Origin of the sequence: Hydrogenophaga taeniospiralis (assembly GCF_020510445.1) — a bacterium.
In the GTDB taxonomy this organism is placed as follows: Bacteria; Pseudomonadota; Gammaproteobacteria; order Burkholderiales; family Burkholderiaceae_C; genus Hydrogenophaga.
Genome location: NZ_JAHBAG010000001.1, coordinates 3,383,369 through 3,407,545, shown reverse-complemented (window position 1 = coordinate 3,407,545; position 24,177 = coordinate 3,383,369). Strand labels below are relative to the sequence as shown.

The window sequence follows — 24,177 nt, the reverse complement described above, 5'->3', positions numbered from 1 at the left end:
AACACCCACCATGCCCTTCAAGGCCCTGAACCGACTGACCCACACCCAGGCGGTTTTCCTCATGCTGGCGGTGACCCTCATGTGGTCCATCGCCGGCGTGGTTTCGCGCCAGCTGGAATCGGCCGCGCGTTTTGAAGTGACGTTCTGGCGCAGCGCTTTCACCGCACTTTCGCTGCTGGTGATCCTGCCGGTCTGGCGCCACATGGACCGCAGCCAGGGCCTGCTGCCACCGGAGCGCACCGACACCGGGCCGTGGCGCCTCTGGCTCAAGCGCCACTGGGGCCTGATTCCGGAATCCAGGTCCTTCTGGATTTCCGGCGTGTGCTGGAGCGTGATGTTCACCGCCTTCATGCTCGCGCTGACCTTCACCAGCGTGGCCAACGTGCTGGTGATCATGTCGGTGGGGCCGCTGTTCACCGCCCTGTTGGCGCGCGTCTTCATCGGCCATCGCTTGGCAACACGCACCTGGCTGGCCATCGTGGCGGCCGGCGCGGGCATCGCCTACATGTATGGCAGCCAGTTCGTCGCGGCCGTGACCCACCCCGAGATCGATACCGGCGGGCTGCTGCTGGGCTCGCTGTTTTCGCTCTGCGTGCCCGTGGCCGGCGCGATCAACTGGACGGTGGTGCAACGTGGCCAGACCCATGGCGAAAAGATCGACCTGGTGCCCTCGGTGCTGCTGGGCGCGGTGATCTCGTCGCTGCTCACCTGGCCGCTGGCCATGCCTTTCACTGCCACCGGCAGCGACGTGGCCTGGCTGGCCCTGCTGGGCCTGGTGCAATTGGCCATCCCCTGCGCACTGTCGGTGGTCTGTGCCCGTGTGCTCAAGGCGCCCGAGGTGTCGCTGCTGGCCCTGCTCGAAGTCATCTTCGGTATCCTCTGGGCCTGGATCGGGGCCGGCGAAGTGCCGGGCGACGAGGTGCTGCTGGGCGGCAGCCTGGTCATCGGCGCCCTGGTGCTCAACGAGCTGCTGGGCTGGCGCGCGCGCGCGGGCTCGCCACGTATCCAGACGGTCGACAAACCGCCACAATGAACGCCACCTCCGGAAACACGAAGATGACCGCATCCACCGCCGAAACCCACGTCGTCACCGAGATCCAGGGCCGGGTGGGCTGCATCACGCTGAACCGGCCCAGGGCGCTCAACGCCCTGTCGCTGGAGATGATCCGCACCATCACCCAGGCGCTGCGGGCGTGGAAAGACGATGGCATGGTGCTGGCCGTTGTGGTGCGTGGCGTCAACAAGGAAGGCCCGTTCGGTGCCTTCTGCGCGGGGGGCGACATCCGCTTCTTCCACCAGGCCGCGCTGGCCGGTGACCCGGCGCTGGAAGACTTCTTCACCGAAGAGTACGCGCTCAACCACCTGATCCACACCTACCCCAAACCCTACATCGCGCTCATGGACGGCATCGTCATGGGCGGGGGCATGGGCATCAGCCAGGGGGCAAGCCTGCGCATCGTCACCGAGCGCAGCAAGCTCGCCATGCCCGAAACCAACATCGGCCTGTTCCCCGACGTGGGGGGCGGCTACTTCCTGAGCCGTTGCCCGGGTCGTCTGGGCGAATACCTCGCGCTCACGGGCCATGTGCTGGGCGCGCGCGATGCCATGGCCGCGGGGCTGGCCGACGGCTTCATCGACTCTGGCCGTTTGCCCGGCCTGTGGGCCTCACTGGCGCAAACACCGTTCGAAAACGGCGCTTCGGTGGAGCGCTGGTGCGCCAACCACCTGAACACCACGGTCACCCCGGGGGCCTGGCCCATGCAGGAAGTGGATCGCGTGTTTGGCCTGCCCGACATGGTGCAAATCATCGCCACGCTGGACGCCACCGACAGCGACTGGGCGCGCGCCACCGCCGCTACCCTGCGCCAGCGTTCACCGCTCATGCTGCACGTGGTGCTGGAGCAGGTGCGCCGCGCGCGCGCCATGGGCCTGGCCGACGACCTGCGCATGGAGCGGGACATGGTGCATCGCTGCTTCCATCTGCGCCCCGCCGCGCAGAGCGAGACGGTGGAGGGCATCCGTGCGCTGGCGGTGGACAAGGACAACACCCCGCGCTGGAACCCGCCGCGCATCGAAGACGTGACGCCCGCGCAGGTGGCCGCGTTCTTTGAGAGCCCCTGGGCGGCCGACGCACACCCCTTGCGCCAGCTGGGCTGACCCTGACCCTTCAGAGCTGGCCGTGAACCACCCGGGCCAGCGCCAGCAGGGCTTCGCGGGGCAGGGGGCCCGCCAGGGCGTAGCCAAAGCCCTGATCCACCCAGTAAAAGCGCGGCACCGGGCCATCGTCGGTGAAGCGAAACGCGGTTTCGCCCCCTGCCGTGCCGTTCGGACCGGTGTCCAGCGCGCCCAGGTACAAGGTCAGGCGGACACCGCTGGCGTCCTGGTACATGAACTGGGCGCGCGCGCCGGTGTCGCCCGGCAGCAGGCGGCCCCCCATCAGCTGGTAGCCCTGCGCGCTCAGATCCGGCACCGCCAGCGGTTTGCCCAGTCGTTTGGAGAGCCATTGCACCAGATGCGCCTGCTCGCTCGCGGCAACCTCCACGGGGTGGCGGACCTCGGGTGAATACACCACATGGGCCACGGCCGCCTGCTGCGCAAACGCCAGGCTCCGTTGCCCCACCACGCTGGGCGTGCCCGCCCGACCCGGCCATTCGCCATGGCTCAGCCAACCCAGGCCGAAGGCCACCACCACACTGGCGGCCATGCCGCCCCAGCGCCACCAGTCGTTGGCCTGGCGGCGAGCGGCGGCGGCGCGCAGCAGCACGTCGCGCATCGGCTGGGGCACCGGCGCCTCCAGCAGGGGAGCATGCAGTGCCCGCAGGGCTTCGCGCTGCGCGCGCCAGTCGGCGAGCCGGCGGCTGGCCTCGGGCTGCTGCAAGAGCCGGGCTTCGATGGCCTGGCGATCTGCGGGCGGCAGGTGGCCGTCGATGAGGGCGTGCAGCTCATCGTCGGTCACGGGGGCGGCAACGGGAGGTGGCGTATCGGGTTTCATGGGTTCACTCATCCGGCAAATTCATTTCAGCCGGCGCAGCGGCACCGGCTCGGCGGCGCGTTGCAGACCTGCTGCGGCCGGTGCGCCATCCATCAGGGCCTGCAGCCGGTGGCGGGCCCGCGACAGCCGGGACATCACCGTGCCCTCCGGCACGCCCGTGATTTTGGCCACGGTCTTGTACGACAGGTCTTCCAGCGTCACCAGCAACAGCACCTCGCGTTGTTCCTCCGGCAGCAGCAGCAGGCAGCGCTGCAGATCGAGCGCGGTGTCGGTGGGCAGGGTGGGTGCGATCAGCTCGACTTCGCTGTCGTCCACATCCACCTCGCGTCCGGCGGCGCTCTGGCGCCGGACGCGCTGCAACTGGTTCATGTACAGGTTGTGCATCAGGGTGAACAGCCAGGCGCGCAGATCCGTGCCTTCGCGCCACAGGCGTTGTTTCGTGCAGGCCCGCTCCAGCGTGTCCTGCACCAGATCGTCGGCCGCCCAGGCATCGCCCGTCAGCGCCCGCGCGTAACGCCGAAGGCTGGGAATTTCGCTCAGGAGCTCGTTCGGATTCATGCGCGGGGCGGGGAAGGGCGGAACTCAGGGCTTGGCCGCGTGCCAGACCTTGTTGACGCCGTCGCCGGTGGCGTCGCCGGGTTTGCTGTCCTTGACCCAGTAATACAGCGGTTTGCCTTTGACAGCCCATTGCTTCTTGCCGTCGTCGCGCGTGATCACGGTGAAGTCGCCGCTGGGCTGCTCGCCGTCGGCCGCCATGAGCGGCGGCCAGTTGGTGGCGCAGGGGCCGTTGCAGACGGACTTGCCGCTGCCGGCCACATCGTTGTCGAAGGTGTAGAGCGTCATCTGGTTGGGGCCGACCAGCATGCCGTTCATCACTTTGGCCGGCACTTCGGCGTAAGCGGATGCGGTGGCGCCCAGCAGGGCGAGGGTCAGGGTGGCGAGCGCGGGGAACTTCATGGAAACCTCCAGTGGGGATGTTGCGGAACGCAGCACAGGGCTGCACTCTCACAAACATCCGGGAGACCCGGTTTATTCCCGGTGCTCGCAAAAAAATCTAGCGGTGGCGCGACTTCATCACCCGCTCCACCTCGCGCTTGCCTTCGCGCTCCTTGATGGTGTCGCGCTTGTCGTGTTCGGCCTTGCCCTTGGCCAATGCCAGCTCGCATTTCACTTTGCCGTTTTTCCAGTGCAGGTTCAGCGGCACTAGGGTGTAGCCCTTTTGCTCGATCTTGCCGATGAGGCGGCGGATCTGGTCCTTGTGCAACAGCAGCTTCTTGGTGCGCACCGCGTCCGGGCTGATGTGGGTGGAAGCGGTGTTGAGCGGGTTGATCTGGCAACCGATCAGAAACAGCTCGCCAGCCCGGATCACCACGTATCCGTCGGTGAGCTGCACCTTGCCTTCGCGCAGGGCCTTGACCTCCCAGCCTTCGAGCACCACCCCGGCCTCGAAGCGCTCTTCGATCGCGTAGTTGTAGAACGCTTTTTTGTTGTCGGCGATGCGGGTGTCGACACCCTTGGCGGGCGCGGTCTTGCTGGGTTTGGTGGCCATGGGGTTTCAGTTGCGGCCGTTTCAGGCCAATACAATGGCAGCGAACACGCTGCGCGGGCGCCTTGCCGAATCTGGCAGATGGCCCTGAATGCACGCCGATTGTATGAAAACGATTCAAAAGTCAGTTTTGCTTTGGCACAGCGCGCACGAGATGTTCGCACTGGTGACCGATGTGCACCATTACCCGCAGTTCCTGCCCTGGTGCGATCACAGCGAAGTGATCGAGCGCGATGCGGGTGGCATGGTGGCCCGTGTGGGCATGGCGCTCAGTGGCCTGCGTCACAGCTTCACCACCCGCAACACCCATGTGGACGATCGCCAGGTGCTCATGGAGCTGGTGGACGGGCCGTTTTCACACCTGGAAGGTTGCTGGGATTTCACCCCGCTGGGTGATGGCAGTCAGCGGGCCTGCAAAGTGGAGTTTCGTTTGACCTATGGCTTTTCCAGCCAGACCCTGGCAACCCTCGTGGGGCCGATTTTCGACAAGATCGCCGGCAATCTGGTGGACGCCTTCGTCAAACGCGCCGACCAGGTCTATGGTGCTGGCTGAGGGCACGGCATGAACATCACCCTGATGTATGCCAGCGCCGCGCGCGAGGTGCACGAGCAGGCACTGTCGGTGGACCAAGCCTGCACCCTGTGGCAGGCACTGGAGCAGGCGGGCTGGCTGCAGCGCTTTCCGGAGATCGGTGAGGAGGGCTTGGCCACCGGTATCTGGAACCACAAAGCCGGCCCCGACACCGTGTTGCGTGAAGGGGACCGGGTGGAGGTCTACCGGCTGCTGCGGGTGGACCCCAAGGTGGCACGCCGGGAGCGCTTCGTGGGGCAGGGCGCACGCGGCGCCGGTCTGTTTGCCCGCAGGCGTCCGGGCTCGAAGGCGGGCTACTGAGTCAAGTCGGACGCAGCCCGCGAAACACCCTCACTTGGGTGCTGGGAGCGGGCCGCAGTCGGATCGCACGATGGCGTCGAGGCGCTTGCTTTCGGCCGCCCGAGCGTTGTCGTCCATGATTTCGCGCTCACCCTTGGCGTTCATCGTGGCCATGCGCACACCCGAGTCGAGTGTGGTTTTGGCGCGCTTGGCGCGTTCGCAGTTTTCGGCACGGGCCTTGGCCAGTTTTGCCGCTTCGGCTTTCTTCTTGGCCTGCTCGGCTTCTTCGGCCTGCTTCTTTTTGGCTTCCAGTTCGTCGTCTCGGCCACTCAATTTGGGAGCGGTGGTGGGGGCGGCGGGCGCTGCGTCGGCAGCAGGCGCGGTCTCTGAGGTGGGCGCAGGCGCGGTTCGGGCGCCCGGACTCTTCAGAATGTTCTTGTCCGGCACACCCGCTGGCGGCGGTGTGTCGCTGAATACGCGGTTGCCGGAGTTGTCGATCCACTGCCATTGCGCCAGAACACTGCCGCAGCCGAGCAATGCCACGGCAGCAACGGACCATGCGCGTTTGAATGTTGGGGAGGGTGTGCGGTGAGCCATGGCCGCAGTTTAACGGCCTCGCCGTGCAAACGGCTTGACACGCCGCCAAGCGACGTCAACAAGTGGCGGTTCGGGTCGTTTTTTGTCACCCCCATACCTGTTTTTTGACACCCTGGTCCTGAATGTGCTTGGTTCGGCGGCGGATACAATGGCGCTTTTGGAGCTTTACCCCATGCGCCTACTCGGCAAAGCGCTCACCTTCGACGACGTGTTGCTGGTGCCAGCGTACTCCCAGGTCCTGCCCAAGGACACCTCGCTCGCCACCCAGTTCTCCCGCAACATCAAGCTGAACCTGCCCCTGGTTTCCGCGGCCATGGACACCGTCACGGAAGCGCGACTGGCGATCGCGATTGCCCAGGAGGGCGGCATCGGCATCATCCACAAGAACCTCACCCCGCAGGAGCAGGCCGCCCACGTGGCCAAGGTGAAGCGTTACGAGTCGGGTGTGCTGCGCGATCCGGTGGTGATCTCGCCACAGACCACGGTGCACCAGGTCATGAAGCTGTCCGACGACCTCGGTATTTCCGGCTTCCCGGTGGTCCAGGATGGCCGGGTGGTCGGTATCGTCACCGGTCGCGACCTGCGCTTCGAAACCCGCTTCGATCTGCCGGTCAGCGAGATCATGACGCCGCGTGAGCGCCTGATCACCATGCCCGACGGCACCACGCCGGCCGAGGCCAAGACCCTGCTCAACAAGCACAAGCTGGAACGCCTGCTGCTGGTCAACGACGCCTTCGAACTCAAGGGTCTGATCACGGTCAAGGACATCACCAAACAGCTCAACTTCCCCAATGCCGCGCGCGACGCTTCGGGCCGGCTGCGCGTCGGTGCAGCGGTGGGCGTGGGCGAGGGCACCGAAGAGCGCGTCGAAGCGCTGGTCAAGGCGGGTGTGGACGCGATCGTGGTGGACACGGCGCACGGCCACAGCAAGGGCGTGATCGACCGCGTGCGTTGGGTCAAACAGAACTACCCGCAGGTGGACGTGATCGGCGGCAACATCGCCACCGGCAGCGCCGCTCTGGCGCTGGTGGAAGCGGGTGCCGACGGTGTCAAGGTCGGTATCGGCCCTGGCTCCATCTGCACCACCCGCATCGTGGCCGGTGTGGGCGTGCCCCAGATCATGGCCATCGACAACGTGGCCACGGCGCTGCAGACCACCGGCGTGCCCATGATCGCCGATGGCGGTATCCGCTACAGCGGTGACATCGCCAAGGCCATTGCAGCCGGCGCCAACACGGTGATGATGGGTGGCATGTTCGCCGGCACCGAAGAGGCGCCGGGCGAGATCGTGCTGTACCAGGGCCGCAGCTACAAGAGCTACCGCGGCATGGGTTCCATCGGTGCCATGCAGCAGGGCAGCGCCGACCGCTACTTCCAGGAAAGCAGCACCGGTAACCCCAACGCAGACAAGCTGGTGCCCGAGGGCATCGAAGGCCGCGTGCCCTACAAGGGCTCGGTCGTGTCGATCATCTTCCAGATGGCCGGCGGCCTGCGCGCCTCCATGGGCTATTGCGGTTGCCCGACCATCGAACACATGCGCGCCAAGGCGGAGTTTGTCGAGATCACCTCGGCCGGCATCCGCGAGAGCCACGTGCACGACGTGCAGATCACCAAAGAGGCGCCGAACTACCGCGCGGAATAGGTTACCCCCCGCGCCGCCTGCGGCGTCACCCCCCAGGGGGCGGCACCAGCGGCCCGGCAAAGCCGGTTCCGCGGTGCCCTGGGTTGGGTCACTTGCTCTTCGGGCTGTCCTTGTTGGCGGCCTTTGTTTTTTTCTGAAGTCCACCGACCACCATGCAGCACCAGAAAATCCTCATCCTCGATTTCGGCTCCCAGGTCACCCAGCTCATTGCCCGCCGCGTGCGCGAAGCCCATGTGTATTGCGAGGTCCATCCCTGCGACGTGAGCGACGCCTGGGTGCGCGAGTTCGCCGCCGATGGCCAGCTCAAGGGCGTGATCCTCTCCGGCAGCCACGCCAGCGTGTACGAGGTGGACGACAAGGCCCCGGATGCCGTGTTTGAACTGGGCGTCCCGGTGCTGGGCATCTGCTACGGCATGCAGACCATGGCACAGCAGCTCGGCGGCAAGGTGGAGGCGGGCCACACCCGCGAATTCGGTTATGCCGAAGTCCGCGCCCGCGGCCACACCGCGTTGCTCAAGGGCATTGAGGACTTCCACACCCCCGACGGCCACGGCATGCTCAAGGTCTGGATGAGCCACGGCGACAAGGTCACCGAGATGCCGCCCGGCTTCAAACTCATGGCCAGCACCGATTCGTGCCCCATCGCCGGCATGGCCGACGAGGCGCGCGGCTACTACGCCGTGCAGTTCCACCCGGAAGTGACGCACACGGTGCAGGGCCGGGCGTTGCTGGAGCGCTTTGTGCTCGACATCTGCAAGACCAACCCCGACTGGGTGATGCGCGATCACATCGAAGAAGCGGTGCAGAAGATCCGCGAGCAGGTGGGCGACGAAGAAGTGATCCTGGGCCTGTCCGGCGGTGTGGACTCCTCGGTAGCGGCGGCGCTGATCCACCGCGCCATCGGCGACCAGCTGACCTGCGTTTTCGTCGATCATGGCCTGCTGCGCCTGCATGAAGGCGACATGGTGATGGACATGTTCGTCGGCAAGCTGCACGCCAAGGTGATCCGGGTGGACGCGGCCGACCAGTTCCTCGGCCACCTCGCCGGCGTGAGCGATCCGGAAGCCAAACGCAAGATCATCGGCCGCGAATTCGTCGAGGTTTTTAAGGCCGAAGCCGCCAAATTGATTTCAAGTGGTGCATCAACAAAAGGCGCCAAGTGGTTGGCACAAGGCACTATTTACCCGGATGTGATCGAGTCCGGCGGCGCCAAGAGCAAGAAGGCCGTCACCATCAAGAGCCACCACAACGTGGGTGGCCTGCCCGAGCAGTTGGGCCTGAAACTGCTCGAACCGCTGCGCGATCTGTTCAAGGACGAGGTGCGTGAACTGGGCGTGGCGCTGGGCCTGCCGCACGACATGGTCTACCGCCACCCGTTCCCCGGGCCGGGCCTGGGCGTGCGCATCCTGGGCGAGGTGAAGAAGGAGTATGCCGACCTGCTGCGCCGGGCCGACGCGATCTTCATCGAAGAATTGCGCTCCACCCTCGACCCCATCAGCGGCAAGAGCTGGTACGACCTCACGAGCCAGGCTTTCACCGTGTTCCTGCCGGTCAAGAGCGTGGGTGTGATGGGCGACGGCCGCACCTACGACTACGTGGTGGCGCTGCGCGCGGTGCAGACCAGCGATTTCATGACCGCCGACTGGGCCGAACTGCCCTATGCCTTGTTGAAAAAAGTGTCGAGCCGGATCATCAACGAGGTGCGCGGCATCAACCGCGTGACCTACGACGTGTCGAGCAAGCCGCCGGCGACCATCGAGTGGGAATGAACGGCGCCTGAAGCCCAGCGGTTGCGATCACCATGTCGGGCGCCCGCCGAAACCCATCCGCGCCCTTGCAGGGCTCGTTGCCCGGCTTTGAGCCGCCGCAAAGGCCGACCGACCGCCTGTTCCTGGGCTTGTTCCCGGACGCGGGCGATGCAGCCAGGTTGTCGCAGCAAGCACACGGCTTGCGCGAGCGGTTCGGGCTGGCGGGCCACCTCCTGGCGCCCGAGCGGCTGCATGTGACCCTGCACCACCTGGGTGACCACGTGGGGCTGCGCGAGGACATCGTGAGCGCGGCCCGCAACGCGGCCGACACGGTGCATCTGCCGCCCATGGAAATCGCTTTCGACCAGGTCATGAGCTTTGCCACCCACCGGGGCACACACCCCTTGGTGCTGTGCTCCGGGCAGCCCCACGAAGCCCTGCGGCGGCTGTGGCAGACGCTGGATCTGGCGCTGCAGCGCGCCGCCTGCCCCAAGCCCCGCAGTGGCAGCTTCACCCCGCACATGACCCTGCTCTACGACCGCGAGAACATGCCTGTCCAGACGGTCGAGCCGCTGACATGGACGGCGCGCGAGTTCGTGCTGGTGCACAGCCTGCTGGGCCAGACCCGGCATATCGTGCTGGGGCGTTGGCCCTTGCGCTGATCGTCGGTAGGTCGGCCACCTGGAGCTTCACCCATGCATCTGCCACCTCGGTTCAGCGACAGACACCTCGTCCACGCACTGGCGTGGATGTGCAAGCGCCGGTTCGCCAGCCGGATCTCGAATGCCGTCGGGGCCCAAGCGGCCACGCGGTTCGCGTGCGGTGTTTTTGGCGAGCACTCGCTGGCTGACGGGATGCCTCACCCGGGCATGAGCGGATACCCCACGAGATGAACCGACGCGGGTGTCTCGTCGCCGCGCTGGCCGCCCTGAGTTGGGTCCACGCCCGCGCTCAGAGCGGTTCACCGGCCGAACTGCGCTGGAAGGCCGAACTGGATGCCTTCGCGGCGGCCGACGGGCGGCAACCACCGGCGCCTGGTGGGGTGTTGTTCGTGGGCAGTTCGTCGATCCGGATGTGGACCGGCCTGGAGAAGGCCTTCCCAGAACAGCCGGTGGTGATCCGGCGCGGGTTTGGCGGCTCGCGCCTGTCGGACTGCGCCGATCTGGTGCACCGCCTCGTGTTGCCGTACTGGCCACGGCTGGTGGTGCTCTACGCGGGTGAAAACGACCTGACCGAGGGCGCCACGCCGCAGGACCTGCTGGCCCATTTCGTGCGGTTCGTGCAGCAGGTGCACAGCGCGCTGCCCAACACACGGATCGCCTACCTGTCGATCAAACCCAGCCCTTCGCGGCTGGCGCACATGATGGCCATGCGCGAGGCCAACCTGCTGATCCAGACCCACGTGCTGGCGCAAGACAATCTGGACTACATCGACGTGCACGCGGCCATGCTGGACAACGACGGACAGCCGCGTCCCGAGCTGTATCTGCGCGACCAGCTCCACCTGAGCGCCGAGGGCTATGGCCTCTGGCGCCAGGTGGTCTCAGCGCATCTGCGCCCCTGAACGCCACACCAGCGCCGGGCGCCAGCCACGACGCTCGCGTGTTTCCACCGCCATCGCAACGGCGAACAGACCGGCGAACGCGCCGGCCAGCAGCGCGACATCGGTGCTCCAGGGGCGGATGACCTGGGTGGAGCCGAAGAAGGCGAGCGTGAAGAGCGCGATCACGATGTGGGCACAAAACACCGACAGCGAGTTGCGCCCCAGCAGCTCCAGCGGCCGGGGGCGCGGCAGCACACGCCGCAGCCAGGGGCCGGCCGACACCAGCAGCACGAACACGCTGGCAAAGTTCAACACCCGCAGCGGCCCGAGCGACCATTTGTCGAGCAACTGGCCGACCGCGGGCACGCCGGGCATCGGGTCCTGGCCCACCATGTGGCGCCACAGCAGCATGCCCAGCGCGTACAGCGCCGCAGGAACCAGCAGCCACCATGGGAAACGCGGCAGTGGCTGCCGCCGCGCGCCGAGCCACAGGCCGGCCACCCACAGCGCCTGCCAGGCCAACCAATGGAAGGCGCCCATGTCCTTGTAGGGCACCGGAAAATCGATCAACCGGCCGGTCAGCTCGTGCAGCGCCAGACCCAGCCCCCATTGCTGGGCCAGCCAGAGCAGGGCGCTGACCGTGAGCACGCCACGCCAACCCTGCTGCAGGCCTCGGCGCAGCAGCCACGGGCTCAGCAGCATCAGGGCGATGTACAGCGGCAGGATGTCCAGCAGCGGCGGGTTGTAGATCAGCATGGCGGCCCCGACCACCGCGGCCGAGGGGTCGATGAAGAAAAATTCGAGCAGGCCGGTGACGCCGCCCTGCCGGTTGTGCACGCCGAGCCAGGCGATCAGCGTGAAGGCCAGCAACAGCAGGCCGAACTGGCACAGGTAGAGTTTGAGCGCGCGGCTGTGGAAGGCGGCCTGCATGGCTGGCAGGCCATCGCGCCGGGCCCGGCCGCCGTACACGCGGCCCGCCATGAAGGCCGACAGGAACACGAAGCCCTCGGCGGCCGAGACAAAGCCGAACGGCTGGCCCGATGGCAACGAATACATCGTCGGCATGTGGGTCAGCGTCATCAGGACGAGCATGAGGCCCCGCAGGGCGTCCAGCTCCCAGCGGCGTTGAGAGGCGTTTGACATCAGGGTAAACCAGAAGAACCCCCGATCATGCCAGAGCGGACAGACCCTGGCCTACACTCGCCGCATGCCCGACATCGCCATTCCCGACCAGCGTTTCATGCGCGCAGCCCTGGCCGAGGCGCAGCGGGCAGCCCAGGCCGGCGAGGTGCCGGTGGGCGCGGTCGTGGTACAGGGCGGACGCGTGATCGCCACCGGCCGCAATGCGCCGATCGACGGCCTCGACCCGACCGCCCACGCCGAAATCGTCGCGCTGCGTGCGGCGGCCCGGGCGCTGGGCAACTACCGGCTGGACGACTGCACGCTCTACGTGACGCTGGAACCCTGCGCCATGTGCAGCGGGGCCATGCTGCATGCGCGGCTCCAGCGCGTGGTGTTTGGCGCGGCCGACCCCAAGACCGGTGCGGCCGGCTCGGTGGTCCATCTGTTTGCGGAACCTCGGCTGAACCACCAGACGGCGGTGCAGGGCGGGGTGCTGGCCGACGAGTGCGGCGCACTGCTCAGCGACTTTTTCCGGCAGCGGCGCGAAGACCAGCGCCGCGCCGCGCATCCCTTGCGCGAAGACGCCTTGCGCACACCCGAAGCGCGTTTCGAGGGCCTGCCCGGCTACCCCTGGGCGCCGCACTGCGTCAGCGATCTGCCCTCGCTGGCCGGCCTGCGCCTGCATTACCTGGACGAAGGCCCGCGCGATGCCGCCATCACCTGGCTCTGCCTGCACGGCAACCCGGCCTGGAGCTACCTCTACCGGAAGATGATTCCCGTGTTCACCGCTGGCGGCGCTCGGGTGGTCGCGCCCGACCTGATCGGTTTCGGCAAGAGCGACAAGCCCAAGAAGGAGGGCGCCCACAGCTTCACCTGGCACCGGCAGGTGCTGCTGGAGCTGGTCGAGCGGCTCGATCTGCGCAACGTGGTGCTGGTGGTGCAGGACTGGGGGGGGCTGCTCGGCCTGACGCTGCCCATGGCCGCTCCCGAGCGCTACCGCGGCCTGCTGGTGATGAACACCACCCTGGCCACGGGTGACGCGCCGCTCTCGCCCGGCTTTCTGGCCTGGCGGGAGATGTGCGCCAAGAACCCCGACTTCGACATCGCCCGGCTCTTCGCCCGCGGCAACCCGCAGATGAGCGCCGAAGAATGCGCGGCCTACAACGCCCCTTTTCCAGACCGGGGCCACCGTGCCGCGCTGCGCGCTTTCCCGGCGATGGTGCCCGAGCTGGCCGACGACGAGGGTGCCGCCGTCTCGCGCCAGGCCCGCGAGTTCTGGCGCCATGACTGGCAGGGGCAGACCTTCATGGCCATCGGCCAACAAGACCCGGTGCTGGGTGAGCCGGTGATGCGCGCGCTGCAGCACGACATCCGCAACTGCCCCGAACCGCTGCTGCTGCCCCAGGCCGGGCATTTCGTGCAGGAGCATGGCGAGCGCATCGCCCGCGAAGCCGACGCGTTTTTTACGCGATGATCCTGTCCCTGACCGTTTTCCATCGTTTCACATGAGCCACATCTATATCTACTCCCCGTCCAGCGCCGTGCGCGACAAGGCCGCGTTCAAGCGCGGCGTGGCCCGCCTCAAGGGCCTGGGGCACGAAGTCGAAATCGACGAGGCCGCACTCGCCAGCCACACGCGCTTCGCCGGCGACGACGCCACGCGCCTAGCGGCCGTCACCCGCGCGGCGGCCAGCGGTGCCGATGTGGCGCTGATCTCGCGCGGTGGCTACGGCCTCACGCGCATCCTGCCCGAGCTGCCCTACAAAAAAATCGCCAAGGCCGTCGAAAAAGGAACCCGCTTCGTGGGCCTGAGCGACTTCACCGCGCTGCAGTGCGCGCTGCTGGTCAAGACGGGCGCCACCACCTGGGCCGGCCCGGCGCTGGGCGAAGACTTCGGCACCGAAGACGCCCCCGACGACATCATGGAAGCTTGCTTCGACGACATGGTCTGTGGGCAGGGTGAGGGCACGGGCTGGCAACTGCCCAAATCCGATCTGCCGGCGCTGGCGGCACGGGCCAAGAAGCCGGTCGAGGAAGCACCTTCACTGCAGGTGCGCAACGCCACCCTCTGGGGCGGCAACCTGTCGGTGTTGTGTTCGCTGGTGGGCACGCCCTGGCTACCCAAAGTCAAGGGGGGCATCCTGTTTCTGGAGGATGTGAACGAGCATCCATACCGCATCGAGCGCCAGCTCACCCAGCTGCTGCACGCCGGCATCTTGGGTGAACAGAAAGCGGTGTTGCTGGGCACCTTCAACCGCTACAAACTCAGCCCGCACGACCGTGGGTTCAAGCTGCAGACGGTGGTGGACTGGTTGCGCAGCAAGACCAAGACCCCGGTATTGACCGGCCTGCCGTTTGGCCATGTGCCGACCAAGGTGCTGTTGCCTGTGGGGCAGAAGGTGGAGCTGCTGGTGCAGGGCCGGGAGGCCCTGATCTTCTGGGGATGAAAAATTCTCGGGTCAGCTGCCGGGTGCCGATGCACCGTGACTCAGCGGCGCAGGCGGCAGGAGTCCATCAGGCTTTGAGGCAGCAGGCCCTGGAAGAGGTGGGACAAACCCATGACGGTGTCCACCGCCTTCGCTTCACCGTGCAGGCTGCTGAGCACGGCCACCATTTCCGAGCGGGCAAACCACAGGGCGTGGACGTCGTGCAGGTACAGCAGTCTGTTCCTGAGGCGCGGGTTGAGCTTTGCACCTTCTTGCCCCAGGGCTGCCAGCATCGCCTGGCGCACAGGCTCCAAGGCTTCGGGCGAGTCCTTGCGCAGTTCCGCCCCCAAAAGGGCCGAAATACTGTTCCGTAAACCGGGTTTGATCCAGCGCATGAAGGTGGCCTCAACGACTTTGTCTTTATTGGTCTCAAGAATACGCCGCCGAGCCGGTGCCGTGCAACGTTTTGTTATTGATGAAAATCAAAAAAACAACATGTAAATCATGGGCTTGGCAGGGTTATTCAAGGTGCATTCCCAGCGGTTTTAATACCTTGTGGGTAGTCATGGCTCATGGCGAGTGGGGTCGATTCAAGTATGTAGAACCTTGGGACGAATGCGGTTGAAAAACCGTGAACCGATCAACGGCCCAAAATGTCACATCGGGTCGGGCCATGGCTCGGCAAGAACCGGGCCTGAGCGCTGCGCATTCCCTGGTGTCGTCCAGGCCAGATCCGACGATCCGGTGTGTTGTAATTCCAGGCAATTTCTCAAGTACCCATGGCCGAACTGACGATTGCATTTGTGGATTTGACAGGCAGCGTGTCCGTGTTCGAAACACTGGGCAATGACCGCGCCACCCAGGCCGTCACCAAACTGACGCAATGGATTGGTTCGATGGGGTTGGAGAACGGTGGCAAGGTGGTGAAGATGCTGGGCGATGGTGTGTTGCTCTCTTTCTCCAGCAACCGCCATGCCATTGAAACCATGGTGCAGATCCAGCAGGAGCACGCCAAGCGGGTTTCCAACTGGCCCAACCGGCTCAAGCTCATGATGCAGATCGGCATGGCCCGTGGTCAGGTGGTGCAGGTCGATGGCGACTGTTTTGGCGATGCCGTCAACCTGGCTTCGCGCCTGAGCGATCTGGCCGGGCCGGAGCAGATCCTGGTCAACGATGCGGTGGTGCGCAAGCTGAGCCCCCGAAGCGGGGTGCGCAGCCGCAGCCTGGGGCCCATGCGCATCAAGGGCCGGGCCGAGCCGTGCGAGGTGTTCCGCATCGAATGGCAGACCGAAATGCTGTCGGAATTCCTGACCTTGCCGGCCGATCTGCACACCCTGGGGGTGTCGGCCGATTCGGTTTTTGGTGGCATCGAGCTGGCCTGGCTCGACGCCAGCCGCTTGTTCAGCATCACCGATCTGCCGCTGACCATCGGCCGCGTGCCGGAGGCCGGTTTTGTGGTCAACGACCCCCGGGTTTCCCGCACGCACGCCAGCATCGACATCCGCTCCGGCAACTATGTGCTGGAAGACGTGAGCAGCTACGGCACCTGGGTGCGGTTCGCCGGGGGAGACAACGTGATCGCCCTGCGTCGGCAGGAGTGCCTGCTGCACAGCGATGGCGAGATCGCCATGGGCGCGCCGTTCTCGGATTTCAGCGCCCCCACCGTGCGCTTCCGGCTGGTGGATGGCAACATGCTGCTCGGGCGCGGACAATCGCGCAAATAGGCCATCGAATCCCCGCGAAGGGGACGGCCGCTGGAGGGCCTGCTGGGCAGGCCACCTCCAGGCAGGAATCCATAAAACCAACGAAGTGAGACAACGTGCGCTGGACCAAACGTTTCGCATGGGCCTTGTTCGCCCTTTTGTGTGTGGTGGCGGTCGCTGCCGCGATCTACATCGGGCAAAGCCTGCCCCAGACCCGCGGTGAGCTGCGGCTGACCGGTCTTGGCGCGGGGGTGCAGGTGCAGCGCGATGCGGGCGATGTGACCCACATCCGGGCCAGCGACCCGCGCGATGCCTGGATGGCCATGGGCTATGTGCATGCGCAGGAACGTGGCTGGCAGCTCGAGTTCAACCGCCGCATCATGCGCGGCACGCTCTCCGAGGTGGTGGGTCCGGCCACGCTGGACACCGACCGGCTCATGCGCACCCTGGGCATCCGTGAGGCCGCGCGCCGGCAGTTCGCCGGTTTGCCCGAGGAGGCGCAGGTGGCGCTGCAGGCCTACAGCGACGGCGTCAACGCGTTCTTTGCCCACAGCGACCAGGCGCTGTCACCCGAGTTCCACCTCCTGGGCATCGACCCGCGCGAAGCGGCCCGGGCAGGGCAGTACTGGGACCCGCTGGACAGCGCGGGCTGGGCGCTCATGATGGCGCTCGACCTGGGGGGCAACTGGGGCAACGAGCTGGCTCGGCTCTCGGCCTTGCAGGTGCTGGACACGGCGCAGCTGTGGCAGCTGTTCCCGCCATACCCCGGCGAACCGCCGGCGGCGCAGGCCGATCTGGCGCGCCTGTACCGCGAGCTGGGCGTGTACCGCGCCGGGCCCGCCCAGACCTCGTCGTCGGCCGCCCCGGCGCCGACGATGATGGCGCAGATCGGCCGCGACATGCAGCTCTGGGCCAACGAGCTGGGCAACATCGAGGGCAAGGGCTCCAACAACTGGGTGGTGGCGGGCTCGCGCAGCGAGACCGGCCAGCCGCTGCTGGCCAACGACCCGCACCTCGGCCTGAGTGCTCCCGCCATCTGGTATTTCGCCCATCTGCAGGCGCCCGACGCGGGCGGCATCAAAGGCATGAACGCGATCGGCGCCACGCTGCCGGGCACCCCCTTCGTGGTGCTCGGTCGCACCGACCAGGTGGCCTGGGGATTCACCAACACCGGGCCCGACGTGCAGGACCTGTACCTGGAGCAGATCAACCCGTCCAACCCCGTGCAGTACCGCGTGCCGTCTGACTCCGGCGCCCAGGCCTGGACCGCGTTTGAAACCCGGGTCGAGACGATCCGCGTCAAGGGGCAGGCCGACGTGCAGCACACGGTGCGCAGCACCCGCCACGGCCCCGTGCTCAGCGACATTCCCGGACGCACCCAGGAGCTGATCGACACCTCCCGCTATGCCGTCGCGCTGCGCTGGACCGCGCTGGATGCGGACAACCGCAATGTGCAGGCGACGCTCGAATCCAACCGGGCGCGATCGGTGGAAGAGCTGATGCAGGCGTTTCGCCAGTTCCACGCACCGATGCAGAACGCGGTGATGGCGGACCGCAGCGGGCGCATGGCCTACAAGGCCGTGGGGCGGGTGCCGGTGCGGTCCGCCGCCAACGACATCCGGGGCGTGGCCCCGGCACCGGGCTGGGACGCACGCTACGACTGGGCCGGCTGGCTGCGCTTCGAGGACACGCCGCAGGACGACGGCGCCAAGGGCTGGATCGCCACCGCCAACCAGCGCATCCACGGCCCCGACTACCCGCATTTCCTGACCCAGGACTGGGCCGCGGCGTACCGCCAGGAGCGCATCGAAGCCCTGCTGGCGAAAACACCGCGGCACAGCATGGCCTCGTTCGAGGCCATGCACGCCGACCAGTTTTCCGCCGCCACCCTGCGCCTGTTGCCCTTCCTGCAGAAGACCGCGTCCAGCCATCCACTGGCCGCCGCGGCCCAGGAAGCGCTCAAAGGTTTCGACGGCGTGATGCGCGCGGACGCCGCGGCCCCGCTGATCTACACCGCCTGGGTCGACGAATTCACGCGTGGGGTGATCGGCGGCAAACTGGGCCGCGAGCGCTTCGAGGGCATGTACGGCAAGCGCCTGTTCCGCAACGCGGTGGAGGGCATCCTGGAACGTGACGACACCGGCTGGTGTGGCGCGCCGGGTTGTGCCGAGGCAAGCGCACAGGCGTTGGGGCGCGCGCTTGACCGGTTGCGGGAAAAACACGGCCAGGACGTTTCGACCTGGCGTTGGGGCGATGCGCACCCTTCGATTTCGGTGCACCGCCCGTTGAGCAATGTGAAGGCGCTGGCGCCGTTGTTCGAGGTGCGGGGCCCCACCGGCGGCGATCCGTTCACCATCAACGTGGGGCAGTACCACCTGGACAAGGCCGACGCCCCGTTTGCCAACCGGCACGCCGCCAGCCTGCGCGCGCTGTACGACCTGTCCGATCTGGAGAACTCCCGCTTCATCTACCAGACAGGGCAGAGCGGCAATGTGTTTTCAGGCCGCTACCGCGACATGAGCCGGTCCTGGACCGAGGTGCAATACCGGCCGCTGCGGATGCAGCCGGAGCGCTGGGCCAGCAGCCTGACCCTGGTGCCCTGAGGGGCCAGGCTCAGGCCGCCTCGTTCAGGCCGCCGGTGTCGCTGAGGCCGGCGAGCGCGGTTTCGTTGTACTTGCGGGTGGCGGCTTCGATCTGGCTGTTGAGCTGGCTGACGAAGGTGGTCAGCTCGCTGTCGCTGATCTGACCGTCGCCATCGCTGTCCAGCCCGTCCATCAGGGCCTGCAGTGGATCGGCGGGGGCGGCGGCCACCGGGGTTGCCGCGTCGGTTTGCGCGGTGGTCGTGGTGGGTGCGACTTCACCGGTGGCCACAGGCACTTCGGACCCGGAGCTCACCAGGGTGGTGGTCGTCGTCGTGGTCGACACGATGGACAGATCGGCCCCATCGGCGCTGCTTTGCCCCGTGAACTCCGCCATCGACAGGCTGCCATCGCCGTTGGAATCCAGTGCACCGAACTGTTCTTCGTTGCCGCGCGACTGCAGGAAATCCTGGGTGTTAGTGGGCGGGGCGAACAGGTTCTGGATCACCTGACCCAGTTCCTCTCCATTCAGGGCGCCATCGCTGTCGCTGTCCAGGCCCGCAAACAGGGCCTGCGGATCCTGGCCCAGATCGATGCCGTACTTGGTGGAAACCTTCTCCATCGCGGCCTCGAATTCGGTCTTGCCGACCGTGCCGTTGCCGTCGGTGTCCATCTTCTTCAACATCTTGTCCTGCAGCTTGCCGGACAAGGCCGATCCGATGGACGCCAGGGCCTGCGACCACTGGCCAGTGACGCTGCTTCCGACCGTTTCGGTGGTGCTCATGGGATTTCCTTTCGTGTGGAACAACAGGGGAGGCCGTTCGGGCTGCGCCTATGTTCCGACAAAAGGAAGGGGGCCAAGCCGGCCAACAGCGGGGCAAGATCCCCGCTGTTTGGCGTTTTGACCGCGCGGGACCGGGTTTATTTCAGGTTGCCCGAGAGGAACTGGGTCAGCCGCTCGCTCTTGGGCCGCGCCAGCACCTCGGCCGGCACGCCTTGCTCTTCGATGCAGCCCTTGTGCAGGAAGATCAGGTGGTTGGACACTTCGCGCGCGAAACCCATCTCGTGCGTCACCACCAGCATGGTGCGGCCTTCCTCGGCCAGCAGCTTCATGACGCGCAGCACCTCGCCCACAAGCTCGGGGTCCAGCGCGCTGGTGGGTTCGTCGAACAGCATCACCTCGGGCTCCACCGCCAGCGCGCGGGCGATCGCCACCCGTTGCTGCTGCCCGCCCGACATGTGCGTCGGGTACTTGCCCTCCACATCGCGCAGCCCGACCTTTTCCAGGTATTTGCGGGCCGTGGCGACCGCCTCGTCCTTGCTCTGACCGAGCACGTGCATGGGGGCCTCGATAATGTTTTCCAGCACCGTGAGGTGCGACCACAGGTTGAAATGCTGGAACACCATGGCCAGCCGGGAGCGGGCGCGCTGCAACTGCTTCTCGTCCGCGGCCTTGAGCATGCCGTCCTTGGCCTTGACCAGCTTGAGCTCTTCGCCGGCCACGATGATGCGCCCCTCCTGGGGGCGCTCCAGCAGGTTCATGCACCTCAGAAAGGTGGATTTGCCCGACCCCGAGGAGCCGATGATGCTGATCACGTCGCCGGCGTTGGCGGTGACCGAAACGCCCTTGAGCACTTCGTGGCTGCCGTAGCTCTTGCGGATGTCGATGGCTTCGAGTTTGGTGGTCATGGGTATGGAGGAAGATTCAAGGGCTGAGCAGGTTACCGGAACGGATCGGGGTGGCGCCGGCGACACGGCAGATTTCCAGGCCGCTGGTGGCCCAGCGCAGGTTGTGGCGGGCATACACCACGCCGTCGATCGAACTCTGGATGGGGGTGGCGCGCGGGGTCAGCGGGTCCACCAGGTGGGCCAGCACCTGACCGGCCCGCACCACGTCGCCCACCTCGCAGGTGAAGGCGATCACCCCGGGGTGGGGCGCGTGCAGCGACTCGGTGCCCGACAGCGGAGTGGCCTCGCAAAGGGCCGGGGGCAGGGCCGGCGCGGGGCCCGCGATGACGCCCGCGTGTTGCAGGTGGTGGAAGATGGCGAGCGCGTCCTGGCGAGCCAGCGCTTCGGATACATCGGTCTGGCCGCGCAGTTCCACCGTGGTGCTGGCGCAGGCCAAGGGCACCGGAAACCGGCCGGCGAAGTGTTCGCGCAGCCGCCACCAGGGGCCGGAGAGCGCTTCGTCAAACGAGATGGACGCCCCCGACCCTCTGGCCCACAGGACCGCGCGCGCGCCCAGGAAGCGCGCCAGCGGCTCGATCTGGTCCAGCATGGGCTGTTCCACGTACAGGTGCACCGCGGCTTCGAAATCGCAGTGCAGGTCGAGCACGATGTCGGCGTCGTGGGACAGCTGCATCAGCGTCAGGCGCAGGCTCTGCAGCTCGGTTTCCGGTCGCTGGGCGTCCAGCGCACGGCGCATGGCGGCGCGGATGAGGCGTTTGTTGTCCTCGGCCTGCGGCCCCAGTTGGTCCACCACCTCGTCCTTCACCAGCGCGAAGAAGTCCGGGTAGTTGCGGTTGAAGTTCTCCATGCTGGCCAGCTCGAAGCGGCCCAACTGGTGGTGCATGGTGGTCTGGTCCAGGCCGATCGGGTTGGCCAGCGGCACCAGCACCACCTCACCCAGCAGCTGGCCGTCCTGTTCGGCGGCTTCAAGCAGACCGCGCAGATGGTGGGCCACCAGCATGCCGGGCAGTTCGTCGGCGTGCAGGCTGGCCTGTACATAGACCTTGCGGCCGCGGCCCGCCGGACCGAAATGCCAGCTGCTCAGGTGGCGCTGGGTGCCCAGCGCGGGCGAGAGGAGGGGGTGGTTGATCTGTTGCATATCGACGTTCTAGGACCACGAACCCGCCAGGGGGCGGGCGTCTGCCCGATCGGGCCGGTCATGCAGCGCAAGGCTAACCCAGGACGGGTGGTCGTGTCAGTGGGCAATGGGGCGCAGATAAGCGAGAAAACGGCGCTCCAGCAGCCGGAACACGTACACCAGCGCGAAGGTCAGCACGAAATACAGGACCGCGACGAAGATGAACGGCTGGAACGCCAGGTAATAGGTCTTGTAGATGGCGTAGGCCGCGTTGGTCAGGTCGTACAGCGCGGGCACCACGCTGGCCAGCGAGGTGGCGTGCAGCATCATCACCACTTCGTTGGAATAGCCGGGCAGGGTGCGGCGCATGGCGCTGGGCAGGATCAGGCGGAACATCATGTTCCATTTGCCGAAACCCGCCGCCTGAGCGGCCTCGATTTCGCCCGCCGGTGTTTCCTTGATGGCGCCCGCCAGCATCTCGACGGTATAGGCGCAGGTGTTGAGCGTGAACGCCAGCACGGCGCAGAAGAAGGGGTCTTTGAACCAGGTGAACGGCCAGTGGGTGTCCCACAGGCCTTGCACCCACTCCAGCTGGGCGATGCCGTAGTAGATGAAATAGACCTGGATCAGCAGCGGCGTGCCACGCACCACGTAGGTGAACAGCCAGACCGGGGACGAGACCCAGCGGTTGCGCGACACGCGCATCAGCGTGAGCGGCAGCGTCAGCAAGGCGCCCGCGATCAGGCTGACCGCCAGCAGCTCCATGGTGGCGATGAAACCGGTCCAGTAGAGCTGCAGGTTTTGCGGCTGGAAAATGATGGCGAACTTGTCCATCAGAAATCCCCCCGCTTGACGCCGACCGAATAGCGTTTTTCAGCGTGGCGCAGCAGCAGCAGGCTGATGCTGGTGATCAGCAGGTACAGCAGGCCGGCGAAGGCCATGAAGATGATGGCGGCGCCAGGGATCTGCCCACGCGCCGCGGCGCCGGCCTGTTTGGACAGGTTGGTGATGTCCGCCAGGCCGATCACCGACACCAGGGCCGTGGCCTTGAGCAGCACCAGCCAGTTGTTGGTGAAGCTGGGCAGGGCGAAACGCACCATTTGCGGGAGCACCATGCGCCGGAATGTGTAGAACCGGCTCATGCCAAAAGCCCAACCGGCTTCCGACTGGCCTTTGGGCACGCTCATGATCGCGCCCCGGAAAGTTTCCGTCATGTAGGCGCCATACACAAAACCGATGGTCAGCACGCCCGCCACGAACGGGTTGATCTGCGGACCGCTGCGAAAGCCCAGGGCTTCCGCGATGTCGTTGACCAGAATCTGGCCCCCGAAATACAGCAGGAGCATCCACACCAGATCCGGGACACCCCGGATCACGGTGGAATAGATGTCACCCACCCAGTTGAGCCATTTGAGGTGCGACAGCTTGGCTGCCGCACCGGCCAGACCCAACAGGGCGGCCACGATGAGCGCGCCCAGGGACACACCAATGGTGACCAACAGCCCTTGAAGGATGCTGAGAAGGTAAGTCGTCATTGGATCGTGGCCTCCGGGCGCTCAGGCTCAGGAGCCCCAGATGTCCACGCCAGGAACGTGCTTCTCGGCGATTTCCTTCCACTTGCCGTTGTCACGGATGGCCTTGATGCCCGCATCCAGCGCGTCACGCAGGGCCGTGTCTTCCTTGCGGATCGCCACACCGGCGCCAGCGCCGAAGTATTTCTCGAACTCGACCGGGATGCGGCCACCGGCGCAGCTGTAGTCCTTGCCGTCCGGGGTGGACAGGAAGCCACCAGCGACCTCGACCACATCGGCCACAGTGCCATCCAGGCGGCCGGACTTGATGTCCAGATAGACCTGGTCCTGGGCGTCGTAGGGCACGATGGTGGCGCCCGCGGGCTGGAGTTCACCCATGGCGTATTTCTCTTGCGTGGACGCCTTGAGCACGCCGATCTTCTTGCCCTTGAAGTTGGCCGCTTCGGCGCCCAGTTTCAGTGCCGACTTCACCACCACACACGAGGGTGTGTTGTAGTACTTGCCCGTGAAGTCCACGGCCTGCTTGCGTTCCTCGGTGATCGACATCGAGGAAATGATGGCGTCGTACTTCTTGGCCTGCAGGCCGGGGATCATGCCGTCCCAGGCTTGTTCGACGAAAACGCACTTGCTCTTGAGTTCGTCGCACAGGGCCTTGGCGATGTCGACGTCAAAACCGGCGGGTTCGCCGGCTTCGGTCTTGTAGGTGAACGGCTTGTAGGTCGGGTCGATGGCCACGCGCAGCTCGGGCCACTGGCTGGCGGGAGCGGGTGCCGCGGCCGCGGGTTCGGGTGCTGCAGGTGCGGCCGGGGCCGGTGCTTCGGTCTTGCCGCAACCCGCCAGGGTGGCGGCGGCGATCACACTCAGGGACAGGAACAGGTGCTTCATGGATTTCCTTGCAAAGGTTGAATGAGGGTGGCCGGATTGGACTCCTGCCGGAGGGTCACATTGTAGGTCTGGGCAGTCCAATTGCCCGATGCACCATGCTGGTGTTTCCCCGAATGGGCGGCATCACACCCGCTTCAAGCAAGTCATGGGCCAATGACACCGTCCAGGCGAGGGCTCATCGTTGC

General features: G+C 66.3%; 25 protein-coding genes. 12 read left to right on the top strand and 13 right to left on the bottom strand.

Annotation, left to right across the window (positions count from 1 at the left end; all coding sequences use genetic code 11):
• Positions 1–10 precede the first annotated feature (10 nt).
• Positions 11–1,033 (top strand): DMT family transporter, encoded by a 1,023-nt coding sequence (locus KIH07_RS16275; RefSeq protein ID WP_226492969.1) that lies wholly within the window; start codon positions 11–13, stop codon positions 1,031–1,033.
• Positions 1,034–1,056: 23 nt separating this feature from the next.
• Complete coding sequence (locus tag KIH07_RS16270) at positions 1,057–2,157, top strand: enoyl-CoA hydratase/isomerase family protein (RefSeq protein WP_226492968.1); 1,101 nt, start codon at positions 1,057–1,059, stop codon at positions 2,155–2,157.
• 10 nt (positions 2,158–2,167) lie between these two features.
• On the opposite strand, the gene KIH07_RS16265 is transcribed toward KIH07_RS16270, so the two are convergent.
• From KIH07_RS16265 to smpB, 4 genes are all read right to left on the bottom strand, one after another.
• Positions 2,168–2,992, bottom strand: a complete 825-nt coding sequence (locus KIH07_RS16265; protein ID WP_226492967.1) for an anti-sigma factor family protein — start codon at positions 2,990–2,992, stop codon at positions 2,168–2,170.
• A gap of 21 nt (positions 2,993–3,013) precedes the next feature.
• Entirely contained in the window at positions 3,014–3,550 is a 537-nt protein-coding gene (locus tag KIH07_RS16260; protein WP_226492966.1) for a sigma-70 family RNA polymerase sigma factor, read from the bottom strand.
• Positions 3,551–3,574: 24 nt separating this feature from the next.
• On the bottom strand, positions 3,575–3,949 hold the full coding sequence (locus KIH07_RS16255; RefSeq protein WP_226492965.1) for a hypothetical protein: 375 nt from the start codon (positions 3,947–3,949) through the stop codon (positions 3,575–3,577).
• Positions 3,950–4,046: 97 nt separating this feature from the next.
• A complete protein-coding gene (gene smpB / locus KIH07_RS16250; protein WP_068168974.1) occupies positions 4,047–4,541 on the bottom strand; it encodes an SsrA-binding protein SmpB in 495 nt (164 codons plus the stop codon).
• A 103-nt stretch (positions 4,542–4,644) separates the two neighbouring features.
• Here smpB and KIH07_RS16245 point away from each other — a divergent pair, with 103 nt between their 5' ends.
• Both KIH07_RS16245 and KIH07_RS16240 read left to right on the top strand, forming a co-directional pair.
• Positions 4,645–5,091, top strand: a complete 447-nt coding sequence (locus KIH07_RS16245; RefSeq protein ID WP_068168977.1) for a type II toxin-antitoxin system RatA family toxin — start codon at positions 4,645–4,647, stop codon at positions 5,089–5,091.
• Positions 5,092–5,100: 9 nt separating this feature from the next.
• Positions 5,101–5,430 carry an RnfH family protein gene (locus KIH07_RS16240; RefSeq protein WP_226492964.1) on the top strand — a complete coding sequence of 110 codons (330 nt, stop codon included), beginning with the start codon at positions 5,101–5,103 and terminating at the stop codon, positions 5,428–5,430.
• A gap of 30 nt (positions 5,431–5,460) precedes the next feature.
• On the opposite strand, the gene KIH07_RS16235 is transcribed toward KIH07_RS16240, so the two are convergent.
• Positions 5,461–5,952, bottom strand: a complete 492-nt coding sequence (locus tag KIH07_RS16235) for a DUF4124 domain-containing protein (RefSeq protein WP_413465754.1) — start codon at positions 5,950–5,952, stop codon at positions 5,461–5,463.
• 226 nt (positions 5,953–6,178) lie between these two features.
• On the opposite strand from KIH07_RS16235, the gene guaB reads away from it, so the two are divergent.
• The 4 genes from guaB to KIH07_RS16215 all read left to right on the top strand — a co-directional run bounded on the left by guaB (position 6,179) and on the right by KIH07_RS16215 (position 10,960).
• Entirely contained in the window at positions 6,179–7,648 is a 1,470-nt protein-coding gene (gene guaB, locus KIH07_RS16230) for an IMP dehydrogenase (RefSeq protein ID WP_226492962.1), read from the top strand.
• Positions 7,649–7,800: 152 nt separating this feature from the next.
• Positions 7,801–9,417, top strand: coding sequence for a glutamine-hydrolyzing GMP synthase (gene guaA / locus KIH07_RS16225; RefSeq protein ID WP_226492961.1), 1,617 nt, complete (start codon positions 7,801–7,803; stop codon positions 9,415–9,417).
• Between the two features lie 32 nt (positions 9,418–9,449).
• On the top strand, positions 9,450–10,058 hold the full coding sequence (locus tag KIH07_RS16220) for a 2'-5' RNA ligase family protein (protein ID WP_226492960.1): 609 nt from the start codon (positions 9,450–9,452) through the stop codon (positions 10,056–10,058).
• A gap of 227 nt (positions 10,059–10,285) precedes the next feature.
• Positions 10,286–10,960 carry an SGNH/GDSL hydrolase family protein gene (locus tag KIH07_RS16215; RefSeq protein WP_226492959.1) on the top strand — a complete coding sequence of 225 codons (675 nt, stop codon included), beginning with the start codon at positions 10,286–10,288 and terminating at the stop codon, positions 10,958–10,960.
• On the opposite strand, the gene opgC is transcribed toward KIH07_RS16215, so the two are convergent.
• Positions 10,940–12,082 (bottom strand): OpgC domain-containing protein, encoded by a 1,143-nt coding sequence (gene opgC, locus KIH07_RS16210; protein ID WP_226492958.1) that lies wholly within the window; start codon positions 12,080–12,082, stop codon positions 10,940–10,942. The two genes, KIH07_RS16215 and opgC, sit on opposite strands and share 21 nt — an antisense overlap.
• A 64-nt stretch (positions 12,083–12,146) precedes the next feature.
• Between opgC and tadA the strand changes: the two genes are divergently transcribed.
• Complete coding sequence (tadA, locus tag KIH07_RS16205) at positions 12,147–13,535, top strand: tRNA adenosine(34) deaminase TadA (protein ID WP_226492957.1); 1,389 nt, start codon at positions 12,147–12,149, stop codon at positions 13,533–13,535.
• 31 nt (positions 13,536–13,566) lie between these two features.
• Positions 13,567–14,508, top strand: coding sequence for an LD-carboxypeptidase (locus KIH07_RS16200; protein ID WP_226492956.1), 942 nt, complete (start codon positions 13,567–13,569; stop codon positions 14,506–14,508).
• A 41-nt stretch (positions 14,509–14,549) separates the two neighbouring features.
• On the opposite strand, the gene KIH07_RS16195 is transcribed toward KIH07_RS16200, so the two are convergent.
• Positions 14,550–14,882 carry a hypothetical protein gene (locus tag KIH07_RS16195; RefSeq protein WP_226492955.1) on the bottom strand — a complete coding sequence of 111 codons (333 nt, stop codon included), beginning with the start codon at positions 14,880–14,882 and terminating at the stop codon, positions 14,550–14,552.
• 384 nt (positions 14,883–15,266) lie between these two features.
• Here KIH07_RS16195 and KIH07_RS16190 point away from each other — a divergent pair, with 384 nt between their 5' ends.
• Together KIH07_RS16190 and KIH07_RS16185 are read left to right on the top strand one after the other, a co-directional pair.
• Positions 15,267–16,211, top strand: a complete 945-nt coding sequence (locus tag KIH07_RS16190; protein ID WP_226492954.1) for an adenylate/guanylate cyclase domain-containing protein — start codon at positions 15,267–15,269, stop codon at positions 16,209–16,211.
• Between the two features lie 95 nt (positions 16,212–16,306).
• A complete protein-coding gene (locus KIH07_RS16185) occupies positions 16,307–18,793 on the top strand; it encodes a penicillin acylase family protein (RefSeq protein WP_226492953.1) in 2,487 nt (828 codons plus the stop codon).
• A gap of 10 nt (positions 18,794–18,803) precedes the next feature.
• Here KIH07_RS16185 and KIH07_RS16180 read toward each other — a convergent pair whose 3' ends face one another.
• From KIH07_RS16180 to KIH07_RS16155, 6 genes are all read right to left on the bottom strand, one after another.
• On the bottom strand, positions 18,804–19,553 hold the full coding sequence (locus KIH07_RS16180; RefSeq protein WP_226492952.1) for an EF-hand domain-containing protein: 750 nt from the start codon (positions 19,551–19,553) through the stop codon (positions 18,804–18,806).
• Between the two features lie 137 nt (positions 19,554–19,690).
• Complete coding sequence (locus tag KIH07_RS16175; RefSeq protein WP_226492951.1) at positions 19,691–20,458, bottom strand: ABC transporter ATP-binding protein; 768 nt, start codon at positions 20,456–20,458, stop codon at positions 19,691–19,693.
• Positions 20,459–20,474: 16 nt separating this feature from the next.
• Positions 20,475–21,596, bottom strand: a complete 1,122-nt coding sequence (locus tag KIH07_RS16170) for a succinylglutamate desuccinylase/aspartoacylase family protein (protein ID WP_226492950.1) — start codon at positions 21,594–21,596, stop codon at positions 20,475–20,477.
• A gap of 96 nt (positions 21,597–21,692) precedes the next feature.
• Complete coding sequence (locus KIH07_RS16165) at positions 21,693–22,409, bottom strand: ABC transporter permease (protein WP_226492949.1); 717 nt, start codon at positions 22,407–22,409, stop codon at positions 21,693–21,695.
• Entirely contained in the window at positions 22,409–23,110 is a 702-nt protein-coding gene (locus KIH07_RS16160) for an ABC transporter permease (protein ID WP_226492948.1), read from the bottom strand. The genes KIH07_RS16165 and KIH07_RS16160 overlap by 1 nt, the downstream gene beginning before the upstream one ends.
• A 27-nt stretch (positions 23,111–23,137) precedes the next feature.
• A complete protein-coding gene (locus KIH07_RS16155; RefSeq protein ID WP_226492947.1) occupies positions 23,138–23,992 on the bottom strand; it encodes a transporter substrate-binding domain-containing protein in 855 nt (284 codons plus the stop codon).
• Positions 23,993–24,177: the final 185 nt, after the last annotated feature.

What these genes read in the sequence shown, in the direction of transcription:
- KIH07_RS16275 (WP_226492969.1), top strand. Translation starts at nt 11, where the DNA reads ATGCCCTTCAAGGCCCTGAACCGACTGACCCACACCCAGGCGGTTTTC.
- KIH07_RS16270 (WP_226492968.1), top strand. Translation starts at nt 1,057, where the DNA reads ATGACCGCATCCACCGCCGAAACCCACGTCGTCACCGAGATCCAGGGC.
- KIH07_RS16265 (WP_226492967.1), bottom strand. Translation starts at nt 2,992, where the DNA reads ATGAAACCCGATACGCCACCTCCCGTTGCCGCCCCCGTGACCGACGAT.
- KIH07_RS16260 (WP_226492966.1), bottom strand. Translation starts at nt 3,550, where the DNA reads ATGAATCCGAACGAGCTCCTGAGCGAAATTCCCAGCCTTCGGCGTTAC.
- KIH07_RS16255 (WP_226492965.1), bottom strand. Translation starts at nt 3,949, where the DNA reads ATGAAGTTCCCCGCGCTCGCCACCCTGACCCTCGCCCTGCTGGGCGCC.
- smpB (WP_068168974.1), bottom strand. Translation starts at nt 4,541, where the DNA reads ATGGCCACCAAACCCAGCAAGACCGCGCCCGCCAAGGGTGTCGACACC.
- KIH07_RS16245 (WP_068168977.1), top strand. Translation starts at nt 4,645, where the DNA reads ATGAAAACGATTCAAAAGTCAGTTTTGCTTTGGCACAGCGCGCACGAG.
- KIH07_RS16240 (WP_226492964.1), top strand. Translation starts at nt 5,101, where the DNA reads ATGAACATCACCCTGATGTATGCCAGCGCCGCGCGCGAGGTGCACGAG.
- guaB (WP_226492962.1), top strand. Translation starts at nt 6,179, where the DNA reads ATGCGCCTACTCGGCAAAGCGCTCACCTTCGACGACGTGTTGCTGGTG.
- guaA (WP_226492961.1), top strand. Translation starts at nt 7,801, where the DNA reads ATGCAGCACCAGAAAATCCTCATCCTCGATTTCGGCTCCCAGGTCACC.
- KIH07_RS16220 (WP_226492960.1), top strand. Translation starts at nt 9,450, where the DNA reads ATGTCGGGCGCCCGCCGAAACCCATCCGCGCCCTTGCAGGGCTCGTTG.
- KIH07_RS16215 (WP_226492959.1), top strand. Translation starts at nt 10,286, where the DNA reads ATGAACCGACGCGGGTGTCTCGTCGCCGCGCTGGCCGCCCTGAGTTGG.
- opgC (WP_226492958.1), bottom strand. Translation starts at nt 12,082, where the DNA reads ATGTCAAACGCCTCTCAACGCCGCTGGGAGCTGGACGCCCTGCGGGGC.
- tadA (WP_226492957.1), top strand. Translation starts at nt 12,147, where the DNA reads ATGCCCGACATCGCCATTCCCGACCAGCGTTTCATGCGCGCAGCCCTG.
- KIH07_RS16200 (WP_226492956.1), top strand. Translation starts at nt 13,567, where the DNA reads ATGAGCCACATCTATATCTACTCCCCGTCCAGCGCCGTGCGCGACAAG.
- KIH07_RS16195 (WP_226492955.1), bottom strand. Translation starts at nt 14,882, where the DNA reads ATGCGCTGGATCAAACCCGGTTTACGGAACAGTATTTCGGCCCTTTTG.
- KIH07_RS16190 (WP_226492954.1), top strand. Translation starts at nt 15,267, where the DNA reads ATGGCCGAACTGACGATTGCATTTGTGGATTTGACAGGCAGCGTGTCC.
- KIH07_RS16180 (WP_226492952.1), bottom strand. Translation starts at nt 19,553, where the DNA reads ATGAGCACCACCGAAACGGTCGGAAGCAGCGTCACTGGCCAGTGGTCG.
- KIH07_RS16175 (WP_226492951.1), bottom strand. Translation starts at nt 20,458, where the DNA reads ATGACCACCAAACTCGAAGCCATCGACATCCGCAAGAGCTACGGCAGC.
- KIH07_RS16170 (WP_226492950.1), bottom strand. Translation starts at nt 21,596, where the DNA reads ATGCAACAGATCAACCACCCCCTCCTCTCGCCCGCGCTGGGCACCCAG.
- KIH07_RS16165 (WP_226492949.1), bottom strand. Translation starts at nt 22,409, where the DNA reads ATGGACAAGTTCGCCATCATTTTCCAGCCGCAAAACCTGCAGCTCTAC.
- KIH07_RS16160 (WP_226492948.1), bottom strand. Translation starts at nt 23,110, where the DNA reads ATGACGACTTACCTTCTCAGCATCCTTCAAGGGCTGTTGGTCACCATT.
- KIH07_RS16155 (WP_226492947.1), bottom strand. Translation starts at nt 23,992, where the DNA reads ATGAAGCACCTGTTCCTGTCCCTGAGTGTGATCGCCGCCGCCACCCTG.